This window comes from Streptomyces sp. NPDC090106 (assembly GCF_044747265.1).
Lineage (GTDB): Bacteria > Actinomycetota > Actinomycetes > Streptomycetales > Streptomycetaceae > Streptomyces.
Map to the genome: position 1 here is coordinate 228,115 of NZ_JBIVDS010000010.1, position 20,098 is coordinate 248,212.

A 20,098-nucleotide genomic window follows, 5' to 3' on the forward strand; every position below is an offset into this window, starting at 1 on the left:
TGACCGGTGGTGTCAGGTCGTGGCGCCGTCGGTGGGCGGGGCCGGTGTGGTGGTGTCCGGCTTCCGCCACTCGCGAGGGCCGTGTCCGTCCTGCGGTCCGGGGAGCGCGTCCCGCCACTGGCTCGGGGTCGGCTTCTCCCCGGTGTCCGGGAAGGCGCGGCCTAGGCGGGTGTCGCTGTGGCCCTGGTGACCGGTGGTGTCAGGTCGTGGCGCCGCCGGTGGACGGGGCCGGTGCGGTGGTGTCCGGCTTCCGCCACTCGCGAGGGCCGTGTCCGTCCTGCGGTCCGGGGAGCGCGTCCCGCCATCGGCCCGGGTCCGGCTTCTCCCAGGTGCCCGCGAGGACGCGCTCGGCGGTCCTGGAGTCGCCGGACCGGGTGCCGGTCAGCGCGACCGTCTCGCCCTGTTCGAGGTCACCGGCTCCGGTGCCCCGGCCGCCGTCCCGTAGGACGGGTGTGTCCGAGGCGACGGTCCACGTCCATTCGGCGCCGTCCTCGCTCTTCACGGTGACGCGGTCGCCGTCGGCGCTCTCGACGGTGCCCCGCTGCCAGACGCGGACGACCCAGTCGCCGGTGCCGGGGTCCTTGACGGTGCTCTCGCCGTGCACGCCCTCGCCGCCGGGCCCGAACCACCGGCCGTGCCCGTGGCCGTGCCCCCGCTCCCCGGGCGAGGGCGACGCGGACCCCGAGGCCGAGGGCGTCGCCCCGCCGTCCGCACCCGACGAGGTCGCCGCGTAGGCGACGACGGTCCCGCCGAGGGTGAGGGCCGCGACGGCCGCCGCCGCGGTGAGGGTCCGCCCGCGGACGGACCGCTGCCGCCAGTGGTCCCGCAGGACGCCGTGTTCGCCAGGGCCTTCCAGCACCTCGGGCGGTGTCGCTCCCCGGTCCGGATCGTGCGTCATGGCTCGCTCCCCTCGGCCTCGGCACCCTGGGCCACGCCTGCCTGTGAGTCTGGCCGGGGTCCGATAAGAAGCGGGTAACGAATTCCTGTGAATCCGCGGGCCCGGCCGGCGGACCTCAGTCCCGGTGCTGCGCGCGGGCGATGAGCAGGGCCACGTCGTCGCTGTTGTCCGGCTGGTGCAGCGTGCGCAGCAGCAGGTCGCAGACCTCCTGCAAGGGGCGGTCGGGACCGTCGAGCAGGTCCAGGAGCGCGTCGAGGCGTTCGTCGAGGGGGTGCTGGCGGGTCTCGACGAGTCCGTCGGTGTAGAACACCAGCCGGTCGCCGGGCTCCAGGTCGACGGTCGTGGTGGCGAACGCGACGCCGCCCACGCCCAGCGGCGCCCCGGTGGGCAGTTCGAGCAGCTCCGGCTTGCGTCCGGCGCGCAGCCGCACCGGCGGCAGATGACCGGCGTTGGCGATCCGGCACTGCCGCAGCCCAGGGTCGTGCACCGCGTACACGCAGGTGGCGATCGAGTGGGCGAGATCCTGGGTGATCCGGTCCAGATGCTCCAGCAGACGCTCCGGCGCGAGGTCGAGCGAGGCGAGGGTGTTCGTCGCGGTGCGCAGCCGGCCCATGGTGGCCGCCGCGTTGATCCCGCTGCCCATCACGTCGCCGACGACGAGCGCCGTCTTGCGCTCGTCGAGCGGGATCACGTCGAACCAGTCGCCGCCGACCTCGGCGGTCCCGCCCGCGGGCTGGTAGCGCGAGGCGACCTCCAGGCCGCCGGTCACCGGCGGATGGCTGGGCAGCAGGCTGCGCTGGAGGGTCAGCGCGGTGTCCCGGGCGTTCTGGTACCAGCGCGCGTTGTCGATCTGCACCGCCGCTCGCGCCGCCAGCTCCCGGGCCAGCAGCACGTCGTCCGCGCTGAACGGCAGTGGGTTGCGGGTGCGCTTGAGGTCCAGCGCGCCGAGCACCTCGCCGCGCGCGGTCAGCGGCACCGCCAGGTACGAGTGCACGCCCGCGCGGGCCAGCAGGTCGGCCGCCTCGGGCGAGCGGGCGATCCGCGGCAGGTCCGCCTCCCCGACCTCCGCCACCAGGACCGCCTCGCCGGTGCGCACGCACTCGGTGACCAGCCGGTCCGGGCCGTACCGGGCGACCTGGCCGGGCGGGTCGGCCGCGGCGAGGGCCTCCGGCGCGTCGTCCGCCCGGACGGCCAGGGCGCGGATCACGGCCGGTTCGCTGGGGCCGAGGCTGCTGCGCCGGCCCGCCGTCACCGCTTCGAGGAGGTCCACGGCGGCGACGTCGGCCAGCTCCGGTACGGCCACTTCGGCCAGTTCGAGGGCGGTGCGGTCCAGTTCCAGGGTGGTGCCGATACGGGCGGAGGCGTCCGCGATCACGGCCAGACGGCGGCGCGCGGACTCCGCCTCCACGGCCGCCCGGTGCTGCTCGGTGACGTCCACGACCGAACCGGCCACGCCGAGCACGGTGCCGGCGGCGTCCTCCAGCCGGTACAGCGAGATCGTCCAGGCGTGCTCCTCGTCCGGGTCCGCCGGCGTCCGGCCGACGGTCTGCTGGTCGACGAGGGGAAGACCGGTCTTGAGGACGTCACGGGCGGCGGCCTCGATGGCGTCCACGTCCAGATGCGGGAGCACCTCGCGCATGGTCCGCCCCAGATGATCCTCGGCCGGGACGCCGTTGAGCCGTTCGAGCGCCGGGTTGACGGAGACGTACCGCAGATCGGTGTCGAGGACGGCCAGGCCGATGGGGGACTGGGCGACGATCCGCGTCGACAGGGCGACGTCCCGCTCCAGCCGGCTGACGGTGGTCTGGTCGGCGGCCAGGCCCAGCGCGTACACGTCCCCCCGGTCGTTCAGGAGCCGCATGTTGCGGAACTCCACGAGGCAGGTGCTGCCGTCCTTGCGGCGGATCGGGAAGGCGCCCGCCCAGCCCTCACCGGTCTCCATGACGTCGGCGAACAGCTTCACCACGAGGTCGAGGTGCTGCTCGTGGACCATGATCCGCGCGGCGTACTGCCCGAGGGCCTCGCTCGCCGAGTAGCCGAACAGCTCCTCGGCCTGCGGGCTCCACAGCGCGATGCGGCCCTCGGAGTCCAGCAGCACGGAGGCCACCCCGAGGACGTCGAGCAGTCCGGTGGGGCGCACCACACCGCGCGTGTCCCCACGGCCCGCTCTTCGTGCCGGTCCGTCGCCCTCGGCGACGGGAGACCGGGCTGCACTCATCGCACGCACCGCCTTCGACCGTCCACACGGCACGTCGTCCCCCGTGCCGGCTCCCCTGTTCTATCGCGTTCAACCGTTTCCCGGGCGTCATCGGCGCCTCCTCCACCATCCCTCACCACGCGGGAACGCGTCGGTCGAGGTCAGAAGTTCGACGTCCCGTCGCGACATTGGTCTGTACATGACCGGTGAGTAACGCAAGACTGTGCGCCGAACCGCCCCACCCCCCTCACGAGGAGTAGTTCGCCATGCCCCTGCGCACCCGGCAACGTTGTCGTACCGTCCTCGCCGGACTCGTCGCCGTCGCCACGAGTGCCGTCCTGTCCACCGCCTCGCCCGCCTCGGCGGCGGACACCTGGACCGAGGTCGGCTCCGACCGGGCCGACCCGCTGACCGAGAGCCAGGGGCTGGCCTCGGTCGAGGTGCCGGCGAACAGCGCCAACAGATACACCGGCATCGGCACCATCCCGATCGGTGTCTACAGCCGCGGCTGGAACCACGTGGGGGACCCCGACGCCTCCTACGACGGCTACTACGTCGAGCCCTACCAGGCCGACTCCGGCACCGCGAAGATGTACCGCGTCCAGTCCCCGGGCGGCACCTGGTCCGAGTACGTGCACACGCTGAGCAGCGGCGAGGCGCTCAACAACTCCTGGGTCGCGATCACGCCGAACAGCCAGTGGATGCTCACCGGCGAGTGGGGCACCATGACCCGCTTCCTCGTCCTGCCGACCCCCGGGGCCAACGCGAGCACCTCGCCCTCGGCGAACCTCCCGCAGGCGTCGACCGTCACCCTCGACCACGCCGTGCGCGACGTCCAGGGCTGCGACTTCGTGACCGCCACCCAGCTCCTGTGCTCCTCCGACGACCCCGCGGGCACCCTCTTCGGCATCACCAAGCCGCTGCTCCAGATCGACCTGTCCGCCGAGCCCGGCTCCACGAACGTGACCGGCCACGTCACCGCGCTCCGGCAGCTGCCGCTGCGCAGCTCCTGCTCGGGCGGCTTCGAGGCGGAGGGCATCGACTACGACCGGCGTACGGCCACCCTGCGGGTGATCGTCGTGTCGCCCGGGTTCTGCGTGCTGACCGACAGCAAGACGTACCGCTTCACGAAGAGCTGACCCCGGAGCGCCGGGCGCCGGGGCCGGCCGGTGGCCCCGGCCGCCCGGCGGTGCTTTTCTGATGGTGTGGCGCGGCGCGCGGGGGGACCCGTGCGACCGTGCCGTCGTCATGAGAGGAGCGATCACGATGGACCGCGCGCGTATGCACGAGGAACCCGTCTCGCTGGAGATCAGCGGGTGCAGCAAGGAGGACGCCCGGATCGTGTTCGACGTGCTGTGCCAGTGCTTCGAGTCCGACCGGTCCGCCGAGGACGTGCCCCAGCAGCTCCACGAGACCCGCCCGATGGTCTGGCTCGGCACCTTCGAGGTCACCGACGCCCACGAGTGCGCGGCGCCGCCCCGCCTGGCCTCCTCCGTCGAGCTGGACGCACAGGGCGGCTACTGGGCCATCGACCGGCTGCGCTCGACCCTCGACCCCCTGTTCGCGGTGCGCGACCTCGCCTCCGCCTCGGGGGACCAGGAGCGGGAGCTGCACGTCCTGCTGGCGAGCAGGTGAGCCGCGGCCGGCGTGCCGCACCCCGGTGACCTGCGGCACATCGGCCCCACCCCATTGTGCAACTAGTTGCACAACCCGTGCGCGGTCCTCTACAACAGGAGGGACAACCGCCGCGCACGGAGGCCCGCCATGAGCCGTTACCCCCATCTGCTGAGCCCGCTGGACCTGGGCTTCACCACGCTGCCCAACCGCGTCCTGATGGGCTCGATGCACGTGGGCCTGGAGGAGGCCGAGCGCGGCTTCGAACGCATGGCGGCCTTCTACGCCGAGCGGGCCCGCGGGGGAGTGGGCCTGATCGTCACCGGCGGCATCGCGCCCAACGACGCGGGACGGCCGTACGAGGGCGGCGCCAAGCTGACCACGGACGCGGAGGCCGAGCAGCACCGCACGATCACCGAGGCCGTGCACCGCGAGGGCGGCCGGATCGCGATGCAGATCCTCCACTTCGGCCGCTATGCCTACCACCAGGACCTGGTCGCCCCGAGCCCGGTCCAGGCGCCGATCAGCTTCTTCCCGCCCCGCGAACTCACCGACGCCGAGGTCGAGCAGACCATCGACGACTACGCCCGCACCGCCCGCCTCGCGCGCCGGGCCGGCTACGACGGCGTGGAGATCATGGGCTCCGAGGGCTACCTCATCAACGAGTTCATCGCCGCTCAGACCAACCACCGCACCGACCGCTGGGGCGGCTCGTACGAGAACCGGATGCGCTTCCCGGTCGAGATCGTGCGCCGCGTCCGCGAGGCCGTCGGCGAGGACTTCATCATCGTCTACCGCCTGTCCATGCTGGACCTGGTCCCCGGCGGCTCCACCCACGACGAGGTCGTCACCCTCGCCCGGGCCGTCGAGGCGGCGGGCGCCACCATCATCAACACCGGCATCGGCTGGCACGAGGCGCGCATCCCCACCATCGCCACCTCGGTGCCGCGCGGCGCCTACACCTGGGTCACCAAGAAGCTCATGGGCGCGGTGTCCGTCCCGCTCGTCACCACCAACCGCATCAACACCCCCGAGCTGGCCGAGGAACTGCTCGCCGAGGGATACGCGGACATGGTGTCGATGGCCCGCCCGATGCTCGCCGACCCGGAGTTCGTCAACAAGGCCGCGGCCGGCACGCCGGAGGCGATCAACACCTGCATCGGCTGCAACCAGGCCTGCCTCGACCACACCTTCAGCCTCCGGATCACCTCCTGCCTGGTGAACCCGCGCGCCTGCCACGAGACCGAGCTGGTCCTCGCCCCGACCCGGCTCAGGAAGCGCGTGGCGGTCGTCGGCGCCGGCCCCGCGGGCCTCGCCTGTTCCGTCTCCGCCGCCGAACGCGGCCACGACGTCACCCTGTTCGACGCCGCGAGCGAGATCGGCGGCCAGCTCAACGTGGCCCGCCAGGTCCCCGGCAAGCAGGAGTTCGACGAGACGATCCGCTACTTCCGCCACCAGCTCGGCGCCCACGGCGTGGACGTACGCCTGAACACCCGCGTCACGGCGGCCGACCTGGAGGGGTACGACGAGGTCGTCGTCGCCACCGGTGTCTCCCCGCGCACCCCCGACATCCCCGGCGTCGACCACCCGAGCGTCGTGGGCTACCTCGACGTCCTGCGCGACAAGGCCCCCGTCGGCGACCGGGTCGCGATCCTCGGCGCGGGCGGCATCGGCTTCGACGTCGCCGAGTTCCTCACCGACGCCGGCGACAAGGCGAACGAGGACCCGGCCACGTACTTCCGCCACTGGGGCGTCGACATGGAGTACACGGGGCCCGGCGGCCTCGGCCGCCCCGAGCGCCCGGCCCCGCCGCGCACGGTCCATCTGCTCCAGCGCAAGACCACCAAGGTCGGCGCGGGCCTCGGCAAGACCACCGGCTGGATCCACCGCACCGAGCTGAAGCACCGCGGCGTCACCATGGTCCCCGGCGTCAGCTACGACCGGATCGACGACGCCGGTCTGCACATCACCGTCGGCGAGGAGAGCACGGTCCTGGAGGTCGACACCATCGTGCTGTGCACGGGGCAGGACCCGCGCCGCGACCTGTACGAGGCGCTCGTCGCCGCCGGGGCGAACGCGCACCTCATCGGCGGTGCGGACGTGGCCGCCGAACTGGACGCGAAGCGGGCGATCAAGCAGGGCACCGAGCTGGCCGCGGCGCTCTAGGGGGCTCGGGCCGTCCCTAGGATGACTCCATGTCACTCCCGCACGCGATCCTCACCGCCCTGCTGGAACGGCCGTCCTCGGGCCTGGACCTGACCCGCCGGTTCGACCGGTCGATCGGCTACTTCTGGTCGGCGACGCACCAGCAGATCTATCGCGAGCTGGGAAAACTGGAGGCCGAGGGCCTGATCCGGGAACTGCCCGCGGCGCAGCCCGCGCGCGGGCAGCGCAAGAGCTACGAGGTGCTGCCCGCGGGCCGCGCCGAACTGGCCCGCTGGACGGCCGCCGCCCAGGACCGCAAGCCCTACCGGGACAGTCTGTTCCTGCGGCTGCGGGCGGCGGCCGTGGTCGGCACCGAGGGCATCGAGGACGACCTGCGCCGCCACCTGGAGGCCCACCGGCGCCAGCTCGCCGAGTACGAGGCGATCGAGCACCGGGACTTCCCGCCGGACAAGGACGGCCCGCAGGACCGGTTGCGGCATCTGGTCCTGCGGGCGGGCATCGATCTGGAGACCTTCTGGACCCAGTGGCTCACCCGGGCCCTGGAGGACTTCCCCGAGGTGCCCGGACCCTCCGAGAGCTGAGAGCTGAGAGCTGAGAGCTGAGAGCTGAGGGATGGGAGCTGGGGGCTAGAGCCGGTACGGCTTGGAGCGGCGGCGCAGGAACCAGGCCGCCGCGATCCCGCCGCCGGCGACCAGCGCGGCACCCGCGCCCAGCGTCAGCGGACCGTAGTCCTTGGTGGCGCCGCCGAGCCCGCCCATGACACCCCGGGAGGGGGAGGCGGTCGCGGTGGCGGAGATGGTGGGCGTGGAGACGATGACCGACTGGGTGCCGGCGGTGGTCGTGTCGGAGCACATGACGACGACGGTGTAGGTGCCGGCGCTGACGTTCGACCAGGCGGCGGACTGGAGGGAACTCGTCCCCGAGAGCGTCACCTGACGGCCCTGGGAGAAGTTCGCCTGGCTGCTGGTCAGGAGCGAGGCGGTGCCCCAGTTGCCGCCCGCGTTCTGGGCGCAGGCGCTCGTGGTGACGGAGACGGTGGACCCGGTGGTGCTCACCGAGATCCCGGACGCCGCTGTCGCCGGACCGGCCGCCAGAGCGACGGACAGCACCGCGCCGGCAGCCGCTGCCGGGCCGGAGCGGAGGAGTTGCGGGGAGATGCGCATGTGGACTGCCCTCCGGCGGCACGGTCGGCGGTACGTCCGTGCGCCGCCGAGGGTCGGGGAACTCCCGTGCGCCTCAGAGGCATCCCATGTGCCCGCGGCCCGGCGCGCACCCGGACCGCCTCCGGGCAGGTGACGGATTCCGTCGTCCGGCCCAAACGGGCGGCGCGCGGGACCTCCCGCGCGGGGCCTCAGCCGCCCGTCGTCACGGTGCGTTCCGGGGTGAACCCGCCCCAGGTCCCGTCGGGCAGCCTGGGCCGTACCCGCACCCGGTGGGTCTCCCCGGCCCGCTCCCCGACGTAGAAGCTGTACGTGGCCCGGTCGCGCGGCGGGGTGCCGCCGTACACCAGCGAAGTGGCCGGGTGCCCGTCGAGGTGGATCTGGTACTCGGTGATCACCCCGTCCGCGGCGGGCGGCACCCAGGACAGGTCGATGGAGTAGGACCCGTCGTCGGCCCGCCGGGTCGTCGCGCGGAAGTCGGACGGCGCGGTGCCGCGGCCGTCGTCGGCGCCCGCCGCGGTGGTGAGGCGGACGGTGGCGCTCGCGGGGGAGACGTTGTCGGCGGCGTCCCGGGCGCGCACGGTGAAGGCGTAGCGGGTGCCCGGCCGCAGCCCGGTCACCACGGCCGCGGTCTGGTTGCCGCCCACACTGTGGATCTTCGTCCCGCCCTGAAGGATGTCGTACGACACCACACCCACGGCGTCCGAGGACGCGGACCACGACACCTGCACCGCCCGGTCCCCGACCACCCGGCCCGTCACGCCGCCGGGACGCGTCGGCGCCCGGGTGTCCGCCGGCCCCGAGGCGGGGGTGGTCGCGCGGACCGCGCGGCTCGGCGGACCGAGCCGGCCCTCGGTGTCGCGGGCCCGCACGGTGAAGACGTAGGCGGTGGACGGCCTGAGCCTGGTGACGTCCACCATGTGCGTGCCGGCGGGCACCTCCGTCACCTTGGCGGTGCCGCGGTACACCTCGTACACCTCGATGCCGCCGTCCGTCGCGGGCGCCGCGTTCCACATCACGTGCACGCTGGTGGAGCTGCCCGCCTCGGCGGTGACGCCCGCGGGGGCGCCCGGCATCCGTCCCTCGTCCCCGGCCGGGCCGGGCCCGCCGCACCCGGAGAGCGGGAAGAGGGCCGCGCAGAGCGCGAGCACAGCGACGCGTCGCACGACACCGCCTCCCCGGACACCACCACGGAATGGTCCGGACCAATATGGCGCGGGTGACGTGATCCCATCAAGAGGGCGTGGTGGAGGACCTGTGGAGGCGAGGGTGCGACCGGTGAAGAGTCCGCCGGGCGGTCGCCGTTGTGGAACGGACGGACGGGTTACGTATGCTGAAGCTCCTCGGTCGAACTCCCTTCGAGGGCTCGGGAGTTCGTGCCGTTGGCGCGGGCCCGCTGTCGTCGCTGTCCCCGCGCCGGACGCGGGTGGCCGGGTGGCCGGGCCGATCTCGGTTCAGCCGCCCGGCCCCTGACGCCGCCTCGGCCGCCGCCCGCCGTGCACCGTCCGGCCCCCTTCATGTGGCCGCCCCGCCCCTCCGGCACCAGATTGGGCTGAGTGTCCGTCAGTGTCCCCCAGGAGAGGGTCCCTTATCGTGCGTGTCCAGTCCCTCACGCTGGCCGCGGCAGGCGTCGCCCTGCTCGCCCCCACGACGACGTCCCCCACCGTCGTGCCGCAGGCCCAGGACCAGCCCGTCGTCCGGCACGAGGGCGACGTCCGCGCCGCCGATCTGCTGGCCAAGGTGCGTGAGTGCGTGCCCGTGTCCAAGGGGCGGTACCGCACCGACTACGACGAACCCGCGACCGTCCGGGTCTGCGGCACCCGGGACGCCGTCTTCTGGAAGGCCGACATGGACATCGACTGCGACGGCCGCCCCGGCCGCCGCTGCAACAGCCGCACCGACCCGCTCTTCTCGCCCATGACGGCCTACCAGCAGGCCGACGGCCGCTACCTCAGCGCCGAACGGCTCCCCTACATCGTCGTCCCCGGCGTGAGCCGCATCTGGGACCACAGCAAGAGCGGGGTGCGCGGCGGCGCCGTCGCCGCCGTCGTTCACGAGGGCCGCGTCCAGTACGCCGTCGTCGGCGACGTGGGCCCCGCCGACGTCATCGGCGAGGCCTCCTACGCCACCGCCAAGGCGCTCGGCATCCCGGCCGACCCGCACGGCGGCGGCACGGACTCCGGGGTCACCTACATCGTCTTCAAGGACTCGCAGGTCAAACCCATCGAGGACCATGACGCCGCCGTGGCCACCGGGGAACGGCTGGCGCGGCTGTTCGTACGCGGCGGCTGAAGCCGAGCGGCGCCCGAGGCCGGGCGGCGACCGGGTTCGCGTGGCGGGCCGGGGCTCAGACCGCCGACCAGCCGTTGTCGACCGGCAGCACCACACCGCTGATGTTGCTCGCCGCGTCCGAGGCCAGGAACACGATCGCCGCGGCCTGCTCCTCCGGCGTCGAGATGCGGCCCACGTTGCCGAAGTACGGGCCGAGCGCCCGCGGCCCGTGGGCCTCGCCGTCGACGTCGGGGACCATGCCGGTCGCCGTGCCGCCCGGCGCGATGGCGTTGGCGCGGATGCCCTGGCCCCGGTACATCACCGCCAGGTTCTTGGTCAGGCCCACCACGCCGTGCTTCGAGGCCGTGTAGGCGGCGCCCGCCGCGCTGCCGCGCAGACCGGCCTCGGACGCGGTGTTCACGACCGCGCCCCGGCCCGCCGCCAGCATGTGCGGCAGCACGGCCCGGGTGAGCAGGAACGGCGCGGTCAGGTTCACCCGCAGGACCCGCTCCCACTCGGCGTCGCTCACGTCCGCGAGCGCCGACATGCGGTCCATGATCCCGGCGTTGTTCACCAGGACGTCCACACCGCCGAACCGCTCCACCGCGGTCTGGGCGACCCGGTCGACGACGGCCTGCTCGCTCAGGTCGCCGGTGACGGCCAGCGCGGTGCCGCCCGTCTTCTCGATCTCCTCGACGACGGCCCGCGCGCCCTCCTCGTTCAGGTCCGCCACCAGCACGCGGGCCCCTTCGGCGGCGAAGGCGAGGGCGGCGGCGCGCCCGATGCCCGAGCCCGCTCCGGTGACGATGACGCTGCGTCCGTCGAGTCCAGTGGTCATGGTGGTTCCTGTCCGTGCGGAGGAAGGCGGACCGGACGGGTCCGCGGAGCCCACTCTACGACTTAATGTCTTCGAGCGACATAAAGTCGTCGCGTGCCGCCCCGAAGCCGTGGGGGAGAATCCCGGAAGAGCGATCACCGCACCCGGAGGAGCCCGATGACCCGTACCGGACGACCGCCCCTCACCGAGGAGCGCAAGGCCGAGATCCGGCTGGAGATCGCCCGCGCCGCCGTGGACCTGTTCGTCGCCCAGGGCGTCGCCGCCACCACCGGCGAGCAGATCGGCCAGGCCGTCGGCGTCTCCGCGCGCACGGTCTGGCGCTACTTCCCGAGCAAGGAGAGCTGCGTACGGCCCCTGTTCTCGGCCGGGATCGACGTGATCGTGGAGTGCCTGCGGGAGTGGCGCCCCGGACAGCCCCTGGAGCACCTCTTCGACCGCCGCCTCGCGGTGGACCCCGGCTTCGTCGCCGGCCCCGAACGCGCCACGGTCGGCGGCCTCGTCCGCCTGACCCGCACCGAACCCGGCCTGCGCGCGATCTGGCTCCAGACGTACGACGAGGCCGAACCGGCGTTCGCCCGCGCCCTCGCCGAACGCGCCGGACTGCCCGCCGGTGACCTGCGGCCCGCGATCCAGGCCGCCCTGTTCAACGCGGCCCTGCGCGCGGCCGTCGAGCACTACGCCTGGCGGCCGGACGCAGCCGCGGACGACGGGGCGACGGCGGAGGCCGAACTGGCCGCGACCATGCGTGCGGCCCTCGCCGTCGTCGCCGAAGGGCTCCGCTGAGAGCGCGGAGCCCGTCTCAGACCTTGCGGTAGCCGTACGCCTCCGTCGCCGCCGCCTCGACCGCGGCCAGGTCCGCGCCGGTCGACGCCGTGACCACCGCGGCGACGGCACCCTCGACGAACGGGGCGTCCACCAGACGGGTGCCCTCGGGCAGCTCGTCGCCCTCCGCGAGCAGTGCCTTCACCGTCAGCACGGCACTGCCGAGATCGGCGAGGACGGCCACCCCGGCACCCCGGTCCACCGAGGCCGCCGCCGCCGCGATCAGCTCGGAGCTGGTGCCGAGCCCGCCGCCCTCGGTGCCGCCCGCCGGCGCGACGGGCACCGTGACCGCGCCGCCGACCAGGCCCCGCGCCAGCTCGGCGACCGACTCGGCCACCGCCGCGCTGTGCGAGACCAGCACGATCCCCACCAGCTCGTCGTCACTCACCAGCGGCCTCCGCGAGCGCCGCGACCAGCAGGGCGGACGACGTCGCTCCCGGGTCCTGGTGCCCGATGCTGCGCTCGCCGAGATAGCTGGCCCGGCCCTTGCGCGCCTGCAAGGGGGTCGTCGCCTCGGCGCCCCGCTCGGCGGCGGCCCGCGCGGCGGCGAAACCGTCACCGAGCGCGTCGACCGCCGGCACCAGCGCGTCGATCATGGTCTTGTCGCCGGGCGCGGCACCGCCCAGCGCCCGCACCGCCTCCACCCCGGCCCGCAGCGCCTCCGCGAACTGCTCCTCGCTGACCTCGGCGGCGTCCCCGAGCGCCTTGCCGGTCCGCCGCAGGAGCGTGCCGTACAGCGGCCCGGACGCCCCGCCGACCGTCGAGATCAGCTGCCGCCCGGCGAGCGTGAGGACCCCGCCGGGCGTGGCGGGGGGCTCCTTCTCCAGCACGGCCGCGACCGCCTGGAACCCGCGCCGGAGGTTGCTGCCGTGGTCGGCGTCGCCGATGGGGGAGTCGAGAGCGGTCAGTCGGTCCGCCTCACGCCCCACCGAGGCGTCGGTCGCCGTCATCCAACGGCGGAAGAAGTCGGCGTCGAGCACTGGATCTCCTTGCGTGGTAGGTGCGTTGACGGTCCGGCGCGCGATGCGGGAGCCGGGCGGGCCGGAGGTCCGGCTCACACGCCCCAGCGCAGCCCGGCCGTCTTCACCGGCGCGTCCCACAGACGCAGCGTCTCCTCGTCGATCTGGCACAGGGTGACGGAGGCGCCCGCCATGTCGAGCGAGGTCACGTAGTTCCCCACCAGCGTGCGCGCCACGGCGACCCCGCGCTCGGTGAGCACCCGCTGCACCTCGGCGTTGAACCCGTACAGTTCCAGGAGCGGGGTCGCGCCCATGCCGTTGACCAGCAGCAGCACCGGGTTGCGTGGGCTGAAGTCGTCCAGGATCGCGTTGACCGCGAAGTCGGCGATCTCCCGCGAGGTCATCATCGCCCGCCGCTCCCGGCCCGGCTCGCCGTGGATGCCGATGCCCAGCTCCAGCTCCCCGTCCGGCAGGTCGAAGGTGGGGCTGCCCTTGGCGTACGTCGTGCAGGCGCTCAGCGCGACGCCGAAGCTGCGCGCGTTCTCGTTGACCTGGCGGGCGATCGACTCCACCCGCTCCAGCGGCTGCCCCTCCTCGGCGGCGGCACCGGCGATCTTCTCGACGAACAGGGTGGCCCCCGTGCCGCGCCGGCCGGCCGTGTAGAGGCTGTCGGTGACGGCCACGTCGTCGTTGACGAGGACCTTCGCGACCTGGATGCCCTCGTCCTCGGCGAGTTCGGCGGCCATGTCGAAGTTGAGGACGTCCCCGGTGTAGTTCTTCACGATGAACAGCACGCCCGCCCCGCTGTCCACGGCCGCGGCGGCCCGCACCATCTGGTCGGGCACGGGGGACGTGAACACCTCGCCGGGACAGGCCGCCGACAGCATGCCGGCACCCACGAACCCGCCGTGCAACGGCTCGTGCCCCGACCCGCCCCCGGACACCAGCGCGACCTTCCCGGCCACGGGCGCGTCCCGCCGCACCACCACCCGGTTCTCCACGTCGACGATCAGCTCGGGATGAGCGGCGGCCATCCCCCGCAACGCATCCGCGACCACGGACTCCGGCACGTTGATGAGCATCCTCATGGGTTCCTCCTGGAGAGCTCTGCAGGCAGCTTCACTTCGATGATGGACGTCAGGTCGCGTCGGCGAACGGACGTGCGGGGGCGGAGTCCCGTATGTCGGCAGTATCGACCTTGGGGCGGCGAAGGTCACGGGCGCGGTACACAGTGCCGCCGGTGGTGTCGTGACCGATAGGTCAGGCCTATGCGGGGCATCGATTTTTGGTCGTGGACCCCGTCCCGCGTGGGCCGCTTCACTGTGGCGAAAGCCGGCGTGCGCTCCGATCGGGCTCGGGGACGCGCCCTCAGGGAGGCTGCAATGACGCATACCCCAGGCAGCGGAAGCGGACGAGCCGAGCAGGCCGCGCGGATCGCGGCGAGGCCGTGGTACCGGCAGCTGTACGTGCAGGTGCTGGTGGCCATCGTGATCGGCGTCGTGCTGGGCTGGCGGTGGCCGGATCTGGCCACTGGCATGGAGCCGATCGGCACGACGTTCATCACCGCGATGAAGATGCTCATCGGGCCGATCGTCTTCCTGACGATCATCGGCGGCATCGCCGGGGTCGCCGACCTGCGCAAGGTCGGCCGGACCGGCGTCAAGGCGCTGACCTACTTCCAGGCCGGCACGATCGTCGCCCTGCTGACCGGGCTGGTCGCGATCAACGTCTTCCGCCTCGGCGACGGCGTGCACGCCGACCCCGCCACGCTCACCACCTCGGGCGACGCGAGCCAGTACATCGAGCAGGGCGAGCACCAGCACTGGTGGGAGTTCCTCACGGGCATCGTGCCGGACAGTTTCTTCGGCCCCTTCGTCGAGGGGAACATCCTCCAGGTCATCTTCCTGGCCGTCGTGTTCGGTATCGCGCTCAAGACGGTCGGCAGGACCGGGGAGCCGATCATCGCGGCCGTCGGACGGCTCACCGAGGTCGTCTTCAAGGTCCTGTCCTTCGTCATGAAGGCCGCCCCGCTGGGCGCGTTCGGCGCGATGTCGTACGCCATCGGGAAGTTCGGCCTGTCCACGCTGACCAGCCTGGGCTCGCTGATCGTGCTCTTCTACGTCACCTCGGCGCTGTTCGTCGTGCTCGTGCTCGGCGGCGTGCTCGCCCTGTACGTACGGCTGAACATCTTCCAGCTCTTCCGCTACCTCAAGGAGGAGTTCTGGCTGATCCTCGGCACCTCCACCGCCGAGCCCGCGCTGCCCGGACTGATGCGCAAGCTCCAGTTCATGGGCGCCGAGCGGTCCACGGTCGGCCTGGTCGTGCCGACGGGCTACAGCTTCAACCTGGACGGCGCGGCGATCTACCTCTCGCTCGCCACGCTCTACATCGCCCAGGCCACCGACACCGCGCTCTCGCTCGGCCAGCAGCTCGGGCTGCTGGCCGTCATGCTGCTGACGTCGAAGGGCGCCGCCGGTGTCGCGGGCGGCGGGTTCATCGCGCTCACCGCGACCCTCTCGACGGTCGGGTCCGTGCCGGCCGCCGGCATCATGCTGATCTTCGGCATCGACAAGTTCATGTCGGAGTGCCGGGCGCTGGTCAACTTCTTCGGCAACGCCGTGGCCACCCTGTTCATCGCCAAGTGGGAGAACGGCCTCGATCTGGAGCGGGCGCGGGCCGTGCTCGCCGGGAAGGCGGGGGAGCCCTCCGTGGCCGTCGAGGCGGGCACCGACGCGGGGGCGGAGACGGACAGCGGCGCCGGGCGCCGGCGTCCCGCCGGGCTGCCTGCTCCGGCCGCGACCGCCGAGGTGGCGTCCTGACGGGGGTCGCGGGCGCCGAGGCGGCGTCCTGACGTGGTCCGCGGGCGGCGGGTAGGCTCGCCTGCCGCACCGAGAAAGAACGAGGTGGCCCGGTGGACGCCCGGCAGCTGGAGTACTTCCTCGCCATCGTCGAGCACGGCGGCTTCAGCAGGGCCGCCGCCGCCCTCCACGTGGCCCAGCCCTCCCTCTCCCAGGCGATGGCCAACCTGGAGGCCGATCTCGGGGTGGCGCTGTTCCACCGGGTGGGCCGCGGTGTCGTCCTCAGCGAGGCCGGGCAGGAACTGCTGGAACCCAGCCGCCGCGTGCTGCGGGACCTCGCCGCCGTACGGGACACGGCCGCCGCGCTCGCCGGGCTGCACGGCGGCACCGTCGAGATCGCCACCATGCCCTCGCCCGGCATCGAGCCCCTCACCACGCTCGTCCACCGCTTCGCCGCACTGCACCCCTCGGTGACGGTGAGCACGCAGGCGGCGTTCACCCCGGACGAGGTCGTCGCCCTGGTCCGCAGCGGAGCCTGTGAGCTGGGGCTGCTGGGCAGCGCGGCGCCGGTGCGGCCGACGGGGCTCGACGTCCTGGAGGTCGAGGACCAGCCGTTCGTCGTCGTCGCGGCGCCGGGCGGGGTCGTCGAGGACGAGGTCGTGATCCGGCCCGGGGACCTGGCCGGGCAGAAGCTGATCGCCTCACGGACCGGCAGCCTGATGCGGACCATCGTCGACGAGATCACCGCGGGCGGCACCGGCACGGAGATCGTCACCGTCGTCGACCACCGCACCTCGATCCTGCCGCTGGTCCTCACCGGCGTCGGCGTCGCCGTCCTGCCCTCCTCCTGGACCCGGCTGGCCCGCCGCTGCGGCGCGGTCGTCGCCCCCATCGAACCCACCGCCCACCTCCATGTCGCGATGGTCAGCCTGCCCGCCCACCTGACGCCCGCGGCCCGCGCCTTCCTCGGCCTCACCAGGTCGCTCGCCCGGCGGCGCGGCCACGCCGGCTGACGCCGGACCGATCGGCTGCGCCTATACGTCGCATCGGAAGCAGGTCTTGGACGCCGCGCACCCGGGATGTGTTGACTCGAAACCGATCCCGAACCGACGCCGGACACCGCCCCGGAGGCACCCATGACCGCCGCATCCCGCACCTTCCGCATCGCCGCGATCCCCGCCGACGGGGTGGGCCGGGAGGTCGTCGCCGCCGGGCGGGCCGTCCTGGACGCGCTGGCCGAGCAGTCGCACGGCGCGTTCGCCTTCGCGTGGGAGGAGTTCCCCTGGGGCTGCGACCACTACGAACGCACCGGGAAGATGATGGACGAGGACGGGCTCGACCGGCTCAAGGACTTCGACGCCATCTACTTCGGCGCGGTCGGCTGGCCCACCGTGCCCGACCATGTCAGCCTGTGGGGCCTGCGCCTGCGGATCTGCCAGTCCTTCGACCAGTGGGCCAACGTCCGGCCCGTGCACTTCCTGCCCGGAGTCCTCAGCCCCCTGCGCAAGGCCGACGACACCGACCTGGACTGGGTCGTCGTCCGGGAGAACAGCGAGGGCGAGTACGCCGGGCTCGGCGGCCGCAACCTCGGCGGACGCGGCCCCGGCGGCGAGGTCGCCGTCCAGTCGTCGCTGTTCACCGAGGTGGGCTGCGAGCGGATCATACGGTTCGCCTTCGACCTGGCACGGACCCGCAGCCGCCGCAAGGTCTCCTCGGTCACCAAGAGCAACGCGCAGCAGTACGGCATGGTGCTCTGGGACGACGTCTTTTGGCGGGTCGCCGCCGACTACCCGGACGTCGAGACCGAGAGCGTCCTCGTCGACGCGATGTCCGCGAAATTCGTCCTGCGCCCCGAGGACCTGTCCGTGGTCGTCGCCTCCAACCTCAACGCCGACATCCTCTCCGACCTCGGCAGCGCCCTCGCCGGCAGCCTGGGTCTGGCCGCCAGCGCCAACCTCAACCCCGAGCGCCGCTTCCCCAGCATGTTCGAACCGGTCCACGGCTCCGCCCCCGACATCGCCGGACAGGGCCTCGCCAACCCGATCGGGGCGGTCGGCAGCGCGGCCCTGATGCTGGAGCACCTCGGTCTGCCCGAACAGGCGGCCCGTCTGGAGAAGGCGATCGAGACGACGACCGCCTCCGGGGTCCTGACCCGTGACGTCGGAGGCACCGCCACGACCGAGGACGTCACCCGGGCGCTGATCGCCGCCCTCACCGGCTGACCCCGCCGGCCGGCGCCGCGGGTGGGCCCTGGCGGTCCGGCGGAAGGTCACTAATCTGAGCGCTGACACTGACGTTCGATCAGCGCGAGGAGTCGTCGATGAGCGATGCCGGGTCCCGGTCCCCTCAGGTGGTCACGGCGGCGGGCACGGTGCGTGGCCTGCGCGAAGGCGGGCTCGACGTGTACCGGGGCATCCCGTACGCCCGGCCGCCGGTCGGCGAGGCGCGGTTCGCGGCGCCCCGGCGGCCGGACCGCTGGGACGGGGTGCGCGAGGCGACGGCGTTCGGCCCGCCGCCCCCGCAGGAGCCGCTCGGCCCCGACGGCCCGCTGCCGCCCCGGTTCCTGGACGCGGGCGACGACTGGCTCACCGTGAACGTGTGGACGCCCGACGCCGATCCCGCGGCCCGTCGCCCGGTGATGGTGTGGGTGTACGGCGGGGCCTACAAGCTGGGTTCCGCCGACGACCCCGCCTACGACGGCGGACGCCTCGCCCGTGACGGCGACCTGGTCGTCGTCACCCTCAACTACCGTGTCGGCATCGAGGGGTTCCTGCGGATCGAGGGGGCGCCCGCCAACCGGGGGCTGCTCGACCAGGTGGCCGCCCTGGAATGGGTCCAGGAGAACATCGCCGGCTTCGGCGGCGACCCCGCGCGGGTCACCGTCTTCGGCGAGTCGGCCGGCGCCGGGTCGGTGGCCTCGCTGCTGGCCATGCCGCGGGCCAGGGGGCTGTTCCGGCGGGCCATCGCGCAGAGCGTGCCCGGCACGTTCTTCTCGGACGCGCTCGCCGGGGACATCGCCGTGGCCGCCGCGGACGTGCTGGGCCTGCGCCCCACGGTGGCCGACCTGGCCGGGGTCGAGCCGCGGAAACTGCCCGACGCGGGCGCGGCGCTGGGCGGCCGGATGCCGGCGCACGCCCACCGCTGGGGCCGTGTCGCCCACACCGCCACCCCGTACTCGCCGGTCGTCGACGGCGACGTCCTGCCCGCCACGCCCTGGGAGGCCCTCGCGGGCGGCGCCGCCCGCGACGTGGAGCTGATCACCGGTCACAACCGCGACGAGTACCGCCTGTTCATGCTGCTCGGCGGTGAACTCGGCCGTGTCGACGCGGCGGCGGCGTCCCGGGCGCTGCGTCTGTTCGGGCCGACGCCGGACGCCGAGGCGGCCTACCGTGCCGCGTTCCCGGACGCCTCGGCGGAGCGGCTGTACGAACTGGTCAAGTCCGACTGGCTGTTCCGCATGCCCACCCTGCACCTGGCCGACGCGCACGCCGCCGCCGGCGGCCGGACCCACCTCTACGAACTCACCTGGTCCGCCCCCGTGGACGGCGGTGTGCTCGGCGCCTGCCACGGCCTAGACATCCCGTTGACGTTCGGCCGCTTCGAGACCCTCGGCGCCCTCCTCATCGGCCCCGAGCCGGGCCCGGACGCCGAGGCCCTCTCGGCCCGCTTCCGCACGGCCTGGACCTCCTTCGCCGCCACCGGCGACCCGGGCTGGCCCCTCTACGACACCGAGCGCCGCGCGACCCGGCTCCTCGACACGGAACCGACGGTGACCGCCTACCCGGAGGAGGCGTCCCGCCGCCTGTGGGAGAGCCACACCTTCGGCCCGCTGCCGCTGCTGGAGGGGTGAGCGGCGAGGGTCGGCCGTGCCCGCACCGGAGCAGCGGGGCTCAGTCGCGTCCGCACCGGAGCGGCGGGGTCCTGTCGCGCCCTCGCCGGAGCGGCGGGTTCAGTCGCGCCCCCGCCGGTCCGGGTCCGGTCCCGTGCGGGTGGGGCTGTTGCCGAAGCCGGGCATCTCGTGCGGGGTCGTCCGCTCGTCGCTCCTGGGCATCTCGGCGGGCTCCCGCTCCTCCATGACCTCCCGCACCGGCCCGCCCTCCGGCAGCCGCGGCTGCTCCTCGGGACGGGGCGGCGGGAGTTCACGCCTGCGGACCCGCGCGCCCGTCCAGAACGCGCCGAGCAGCAGCGCCACGACCAGCACGCCCGCCACGACCAGCCCGACGCCCAGGGCGCCCCGGCCTGCCGCCATCTCGATCCATGTGGTGCTCATGGTGCGCCGGGTACCCCTCGCGGCCCGGCCGAACCGGCCCGCGGGACAGCCGGTCCGCGGGAACCTGGTCCGCGAGAACCCGGCCCGCAGGAACCCCGGCCCCGG

At 73.5% G+C, this 20,098-nt stretch carries 19 protein-coding genes; 10 read left to right on the forward strand and 9 right to left on the reverse strand.

Annotation, left to right across the window (positions count from 1 at the left end):
* Positions 1–199 precede the first annotated feature (199 nt).
* Entirely contained in the window at positions 200–898 is a 699-nt protein-coding gene (locus tag ACIPSE_RS30745; protein ID WP_401668799.1) for a hypothetical protein, read from the reverse strand.
* Positions 899–1,013: 115 nt separating this feature from the next.
* Positions 1,014–3,116 carry a SpoIIE family protein phosphatase gene (locus ACIPSE_RS30750; RefSeq protein WP_401668802.1) on the reverse strand — a complete coding sequence of 701 codons (2,103 nt, stop codon included), beginning with the start codon at positions 3,114–3,116 and terminating at the stop codon, positions 1,014–1,016.
* 245 nt (positions 3,117–3,361) lie between these two features.
* On the opposite strand from ACIPSE_RS30750, the gene ACIPSE_RS30755 reads away from it, so the two are divergent.
* From ACIPSE_RS30755 to ACIPSE_RS30770, 4 genes are all read left to right on the forward strand, one after another.
* Positions 3,362–4,234, forward strand: a complete 873-nt coding sequence (locus tag ACIPSE_RS30755; protein WP_401668804.1) for a hypothetical protein — start codon at positions 3,362–3,364, stop codon at positions 4,232–4,234.
* A 127-nt stretch (positions 4,235–4,361) separates the two neighbouring features.
* Positions 4,362–4,730, forward strand: coding sequence for a hypothetical protein (locus tag ACIPSE_RS30760; RefSeq protein WP_401668806.1), 369 nt, complete (start codon positions 4,362–4,364; stop codon positions 4,728–4,730).
* Positions 4,731–4,859: 129 nt separating this feature from the next.
* The gene (locus ACIPSE_RS30765) at positions 4,860–6,875 is read left to right on the forward strand and encodes an FAD-dependent oxidoreductase (RefSeq protein ID WP_401668808.1); all 2,016 of its coding nucleotides are present in this window, start codon (positions 4,860–4,862) and stop codon (positions 6,873–6,875) included.
* Between the two features lie 29 nt (positions 6,876–6,904).
* On the forward strand, positions 6,905–7,456 hold the full coding sequence (locus tag ACIPSE_RS30770; RefSeq protein ID WP_401668811.1) for a PadR family transcriptional regulator: 552 nt from the start codon (positions 6,905–6,907) through the stop codon (positions 7,454–7,456).
* Between the two features lie 45 nt (positions 7,457–7,501).
* Here ACIPSE_RS30770 and ACIPSE_RS30775 read toward each other — a convergent pair whose 3' ends face one another.
* Together ACIPSE_RS30775 and ACIPSE_RS30780 are read right to left on the reverse strand one after the other, a co-directional pair.
* Positions 7,502–8,038 (reverse strand): hypothetical protein, encoded by a 537-nt coding sequence (locus ACIPSE_RS30775; RefSeq protein ID WP_401668813.1) that lies wholly within the window; start codon positions 8,036–8,038, stop codon positions 7,502–7,504.
* Positions 8,039–8,226: 188 nt separating this feature from the next.
* Positions 8,227–9,201: a fibronectin type III domain-containing protein gene (locus ACIPSE_RS30780; RefSeq protein WP_401668815.1), complete on the reverse strand. Its 975-nt coding sequence runs from the start codon at positions 9,199–9,201 to the stop codon at positions 8,227–8,229.
* A 427-nt stretch (positions 9,202–9,628) separates the two neighbouring features.
* On the opposite strand from ACIPSE_RS30780, the gene ACIPSE_RS30785 reads away from it, so the two are divergent.
* Complete coding sequence (locus ACIPSE_RS30785) at positions 9,629–10,327, forward strand: glycoside hydrolase family 75 protein (protein ID WP_401668817.1); 699 nt, start codon at positions 9,629–9,631, stop codon at positions 10,325–10,327.
* 55 nt (positions 10,328–10,382) lie between these two features.
* Here the strand turns inward: ACIPSE_RS30785 and ACIPSE_RS30790 are convergent, their stop codons facing one another.
* Positions 10,383–11,144, reverse strand: coding sequence for an SDR family NAD(P)-dependent oxidoreductase (locus ACIPSE_RS30790; protein WP_401668820.1), 762 nt, complete (start codon positions 11,142–11,144; stop codon positions 10,383–10,385).
* Between the two features lie 156 nt (positions 11,145–11,300).
* Between ACIPSE_RS30790 and ACIPSE_RS30795 the strand changes: the two genes are divergently transcribed.
* The gene (locus ACIPSE_RS30795) at positions 11,301–11,927 is read left to right on the forward strand and encodes a TetR/AcrR family transcriptional regulator (RefSeq protein WP_401668823.1); all 627 of its coding nucleotides are present in this window, start codon (positions 11,301–11,303) and stop codon (positions 11,925–11,927) included.
* 16 nt (positions 11,928–11,943) lie between these two features.
* Here ACIPSE_RS30795 and ACIPSE_RS30800 read toward each other — a convergent pair whose 3' ends face one another.
* The 3 genes from ACIPSE_RS30800 to dhaK all read right to left on the reverse strand — a co-directional run bounded on the left by ACIPSE_RS30800 (position 11,944) and on the right by dhaK (position 14,013).
* Positions 11,944–12,354, reverse strand: coding sequence for a PTS-dependent dihydroxyacetone kinase phosphotransferase subunit DhaM (locus ACIPSE_RS30800; RefSeq protein WP_401668826.1), 411 nt, complete (start codon positions 12,352–12,354; stop codon positions 11,944–11,946).
* Entirely contained in the window at positions 12,347–12,946 is a 600-nt protein-coding gene (gene dhaL / locus ACIPSE_RS30805; protein WP_401668829.1) for a dihydroxyacetone kinase subunit DhaL, read from the reverse strand. The genes ACIPSE_RS30800 and dhaL overlap by 8 nt, the downstream gene beginning before the upstream one ends.
* A gap of 74 nt (positions 12,947–13,020) precedes the next feature.
* On the reverse strand, positions 13,021–14,013 hold the full coding sequence (gene dhaK, locus ACIPSE_RS30810) for a dihydroxyacetone kinase subunit DhaK (RefSeq protein WP_401668831.1): 993 nt from the start codon (positions 14,011–14,013) through the stop codon (positions 13,021–13,023).
* 294 nt (positions 14,014–14,307) lie between these two features.
* Between dhaK and dctA the strand changes: the two genes are divergently transcribed.
* The 4 genes from dctA (at position 14,308) to ACIPSE_RS30830 (ending at position 19,573) form a co-directional block, all read left to right on the forward strand.
* Positions 14,308–15,744 (forward strand): C4-dicarboxylate transporter DctA, encoded by a 1,437-nt coding sequence (gene dctA, locus ACIPSE_RS30815; protein WP_401668834.1) that lies wholly within the window; start codon positions 14,308–14,310, stop codon positions 15,742–15,744.
* A 92-nt stretch (positions 15,745–15,836) separates the two neighbouring features.
* Positions 15,837–16,736 carry a LysR family transcriptional regulator gene (locus ACIPSE_RS30820; protein WP_401668836.1) on the forward strand — a complete coding sequence of 300 codons (900 nt, stop codon included), beginning with the start codon at positions 15,837–15,839 and terminating at the stop codon, positions 16,734–16,736.
* Between the two features lie 123 nt (positions 16,737–16,859).
* Entirely contained in the window at positions 16,860–17,945 is a 1,086-nt protein-coding gene (locus ACIPSE_RS30825) for a tartrate dehydrogenase (protein WP_401668839.1), read from the forward strand.
* Between the two features lie 98 nt (positions 17,946–18,043).
* A complete protein-coding gene (locus ACIPSE_RS30830; RefSeq protein ID WP_401668841.1) occupies positions 18,044–19,573 on the forward strand; it encodes a carboxylesterase/lipase family protein in 1,530 nt (509 codons plus the stop codon).
* A gap of 99 nt (positions 19,574–19,672) precedes the next feature.
* On the opposite strand, the gene ACIPSE_RS30835 is transcribed toward ACIPSE_RS30830, so the two are convergent.
* Positions 19,673–19,993: a DUF6479 family protein gene (locus ACIPSE_RS30835; RefSeq protein ID WP_401668844.1), complete on the reverse strand. Its 321-nt coding sequence runs from the start codon at positions 19,991–19,993 to the stop codon at positions 19,673–19,675.
* Between the last annotated feature and the right edge of the window lie 105 nt (positions 19,994–20,098).

Bases quoted from the DNA above. Each gene is read 5' to 3' on its own strand.
- ACIPSE_RS30835 (WP_401668844.1), bottom strand. From the start codon at position 19,993: ATGAGCACCACATGGATCGAGATGGCGGCAGGCCGGGGCGCCCTGGGC.
- ACIPSE_RS30795 (WP_401668823.1), top strand. From the start codon at position 11,301: ATGACCCGTACCGGACGACCGCCCCTCACCGAGGAGCGCAAGGCCGAG.
- ACIPSE_RS30775 (WP_401668813.1), bottom strand. From the start codon at position 8,038: ATGCGCATCTCCCCGCAACTCCTCCGCTCCGGCCCGGCAGCGGCTGCC.
- ACIPSE_RS30755 (WP_401668804.1), top strand. From the start codon at position 3,362: ATGCCCCTGCGCACCCGGCAACGTTGTCGTACCGTCCTCGCCGGACTC.
- ACIPSE_RS30750 (WP_401668802.1), bottom strand. From the start codon at position 3,116: ATGAGTGCAGCCCGGTCTCCCGTCGCCGAGGGCGACGGACCGGCACGA.
- ACIPSE_RS30825 (WP_401668839.1), top strand. From the start codon at position 16,860: ATGACCGCCGCATCCCGCACCTTCCGCATCGCCGCGATCCCCGCCGAC.
- ACIPSE_RS30790 (WP_401668820.1), bottom strand. From the start codon at position 11,144: ATGACCACTGGACTCGACGGACGCAGCGTCATCGTCACCGGAGCGGGC.
- dctA (WP_401668834.1), top strand. From the start codon at position 14,308: ATGACGCATACCCCAGGCAGCGGAAGCGGACGAGCCGAGCAGGCCGCG.
- ACIPSE_RS30745 (WP_401668799.1), bottom strand. From the start codon at position 898: ATGACGCACGATCCGGACCGGGGAGCGACACCGCCCGAGGTGCTGGAA.
- dhaK (WP_401668831.1), bottom strand. From the start codon at position 14,013: ATGAGGATGCTCATCAACGTGCCGGAGTCCGTGGTCGCGGATGCGTTG.
- ACIPSE_RS30830 (WP_401668841.1), top strand. From the start codon at position 18,044: ATGAGCGATGCCGGGTCCCGGTCCCCTCAGGTGGTCACGGCGGCGGGC.
- ACIPSE_RS30765 (WP_401668808.1), top strand. From the start codon at position 4,860: ATGAGCCGTTACCCCCATCTGCTGAGCCCGCTGGACCTGGGCTTCACC.
- ACIPSE_RS30760 (WP_401668806.1), top strand. From the start codon at position 4,362: ATGGACCGCGCGCGTATGCACGAGGAACCCGTCTCGCTGGAGATCAGC.
- ACIPSE_RS30770 (WP_401668811.1), top strand. From the start codon at position 6,905: ATGTCACTCCCGCACGCGATCCTCACCGCCCTGCTGGAACGGCCGTCC.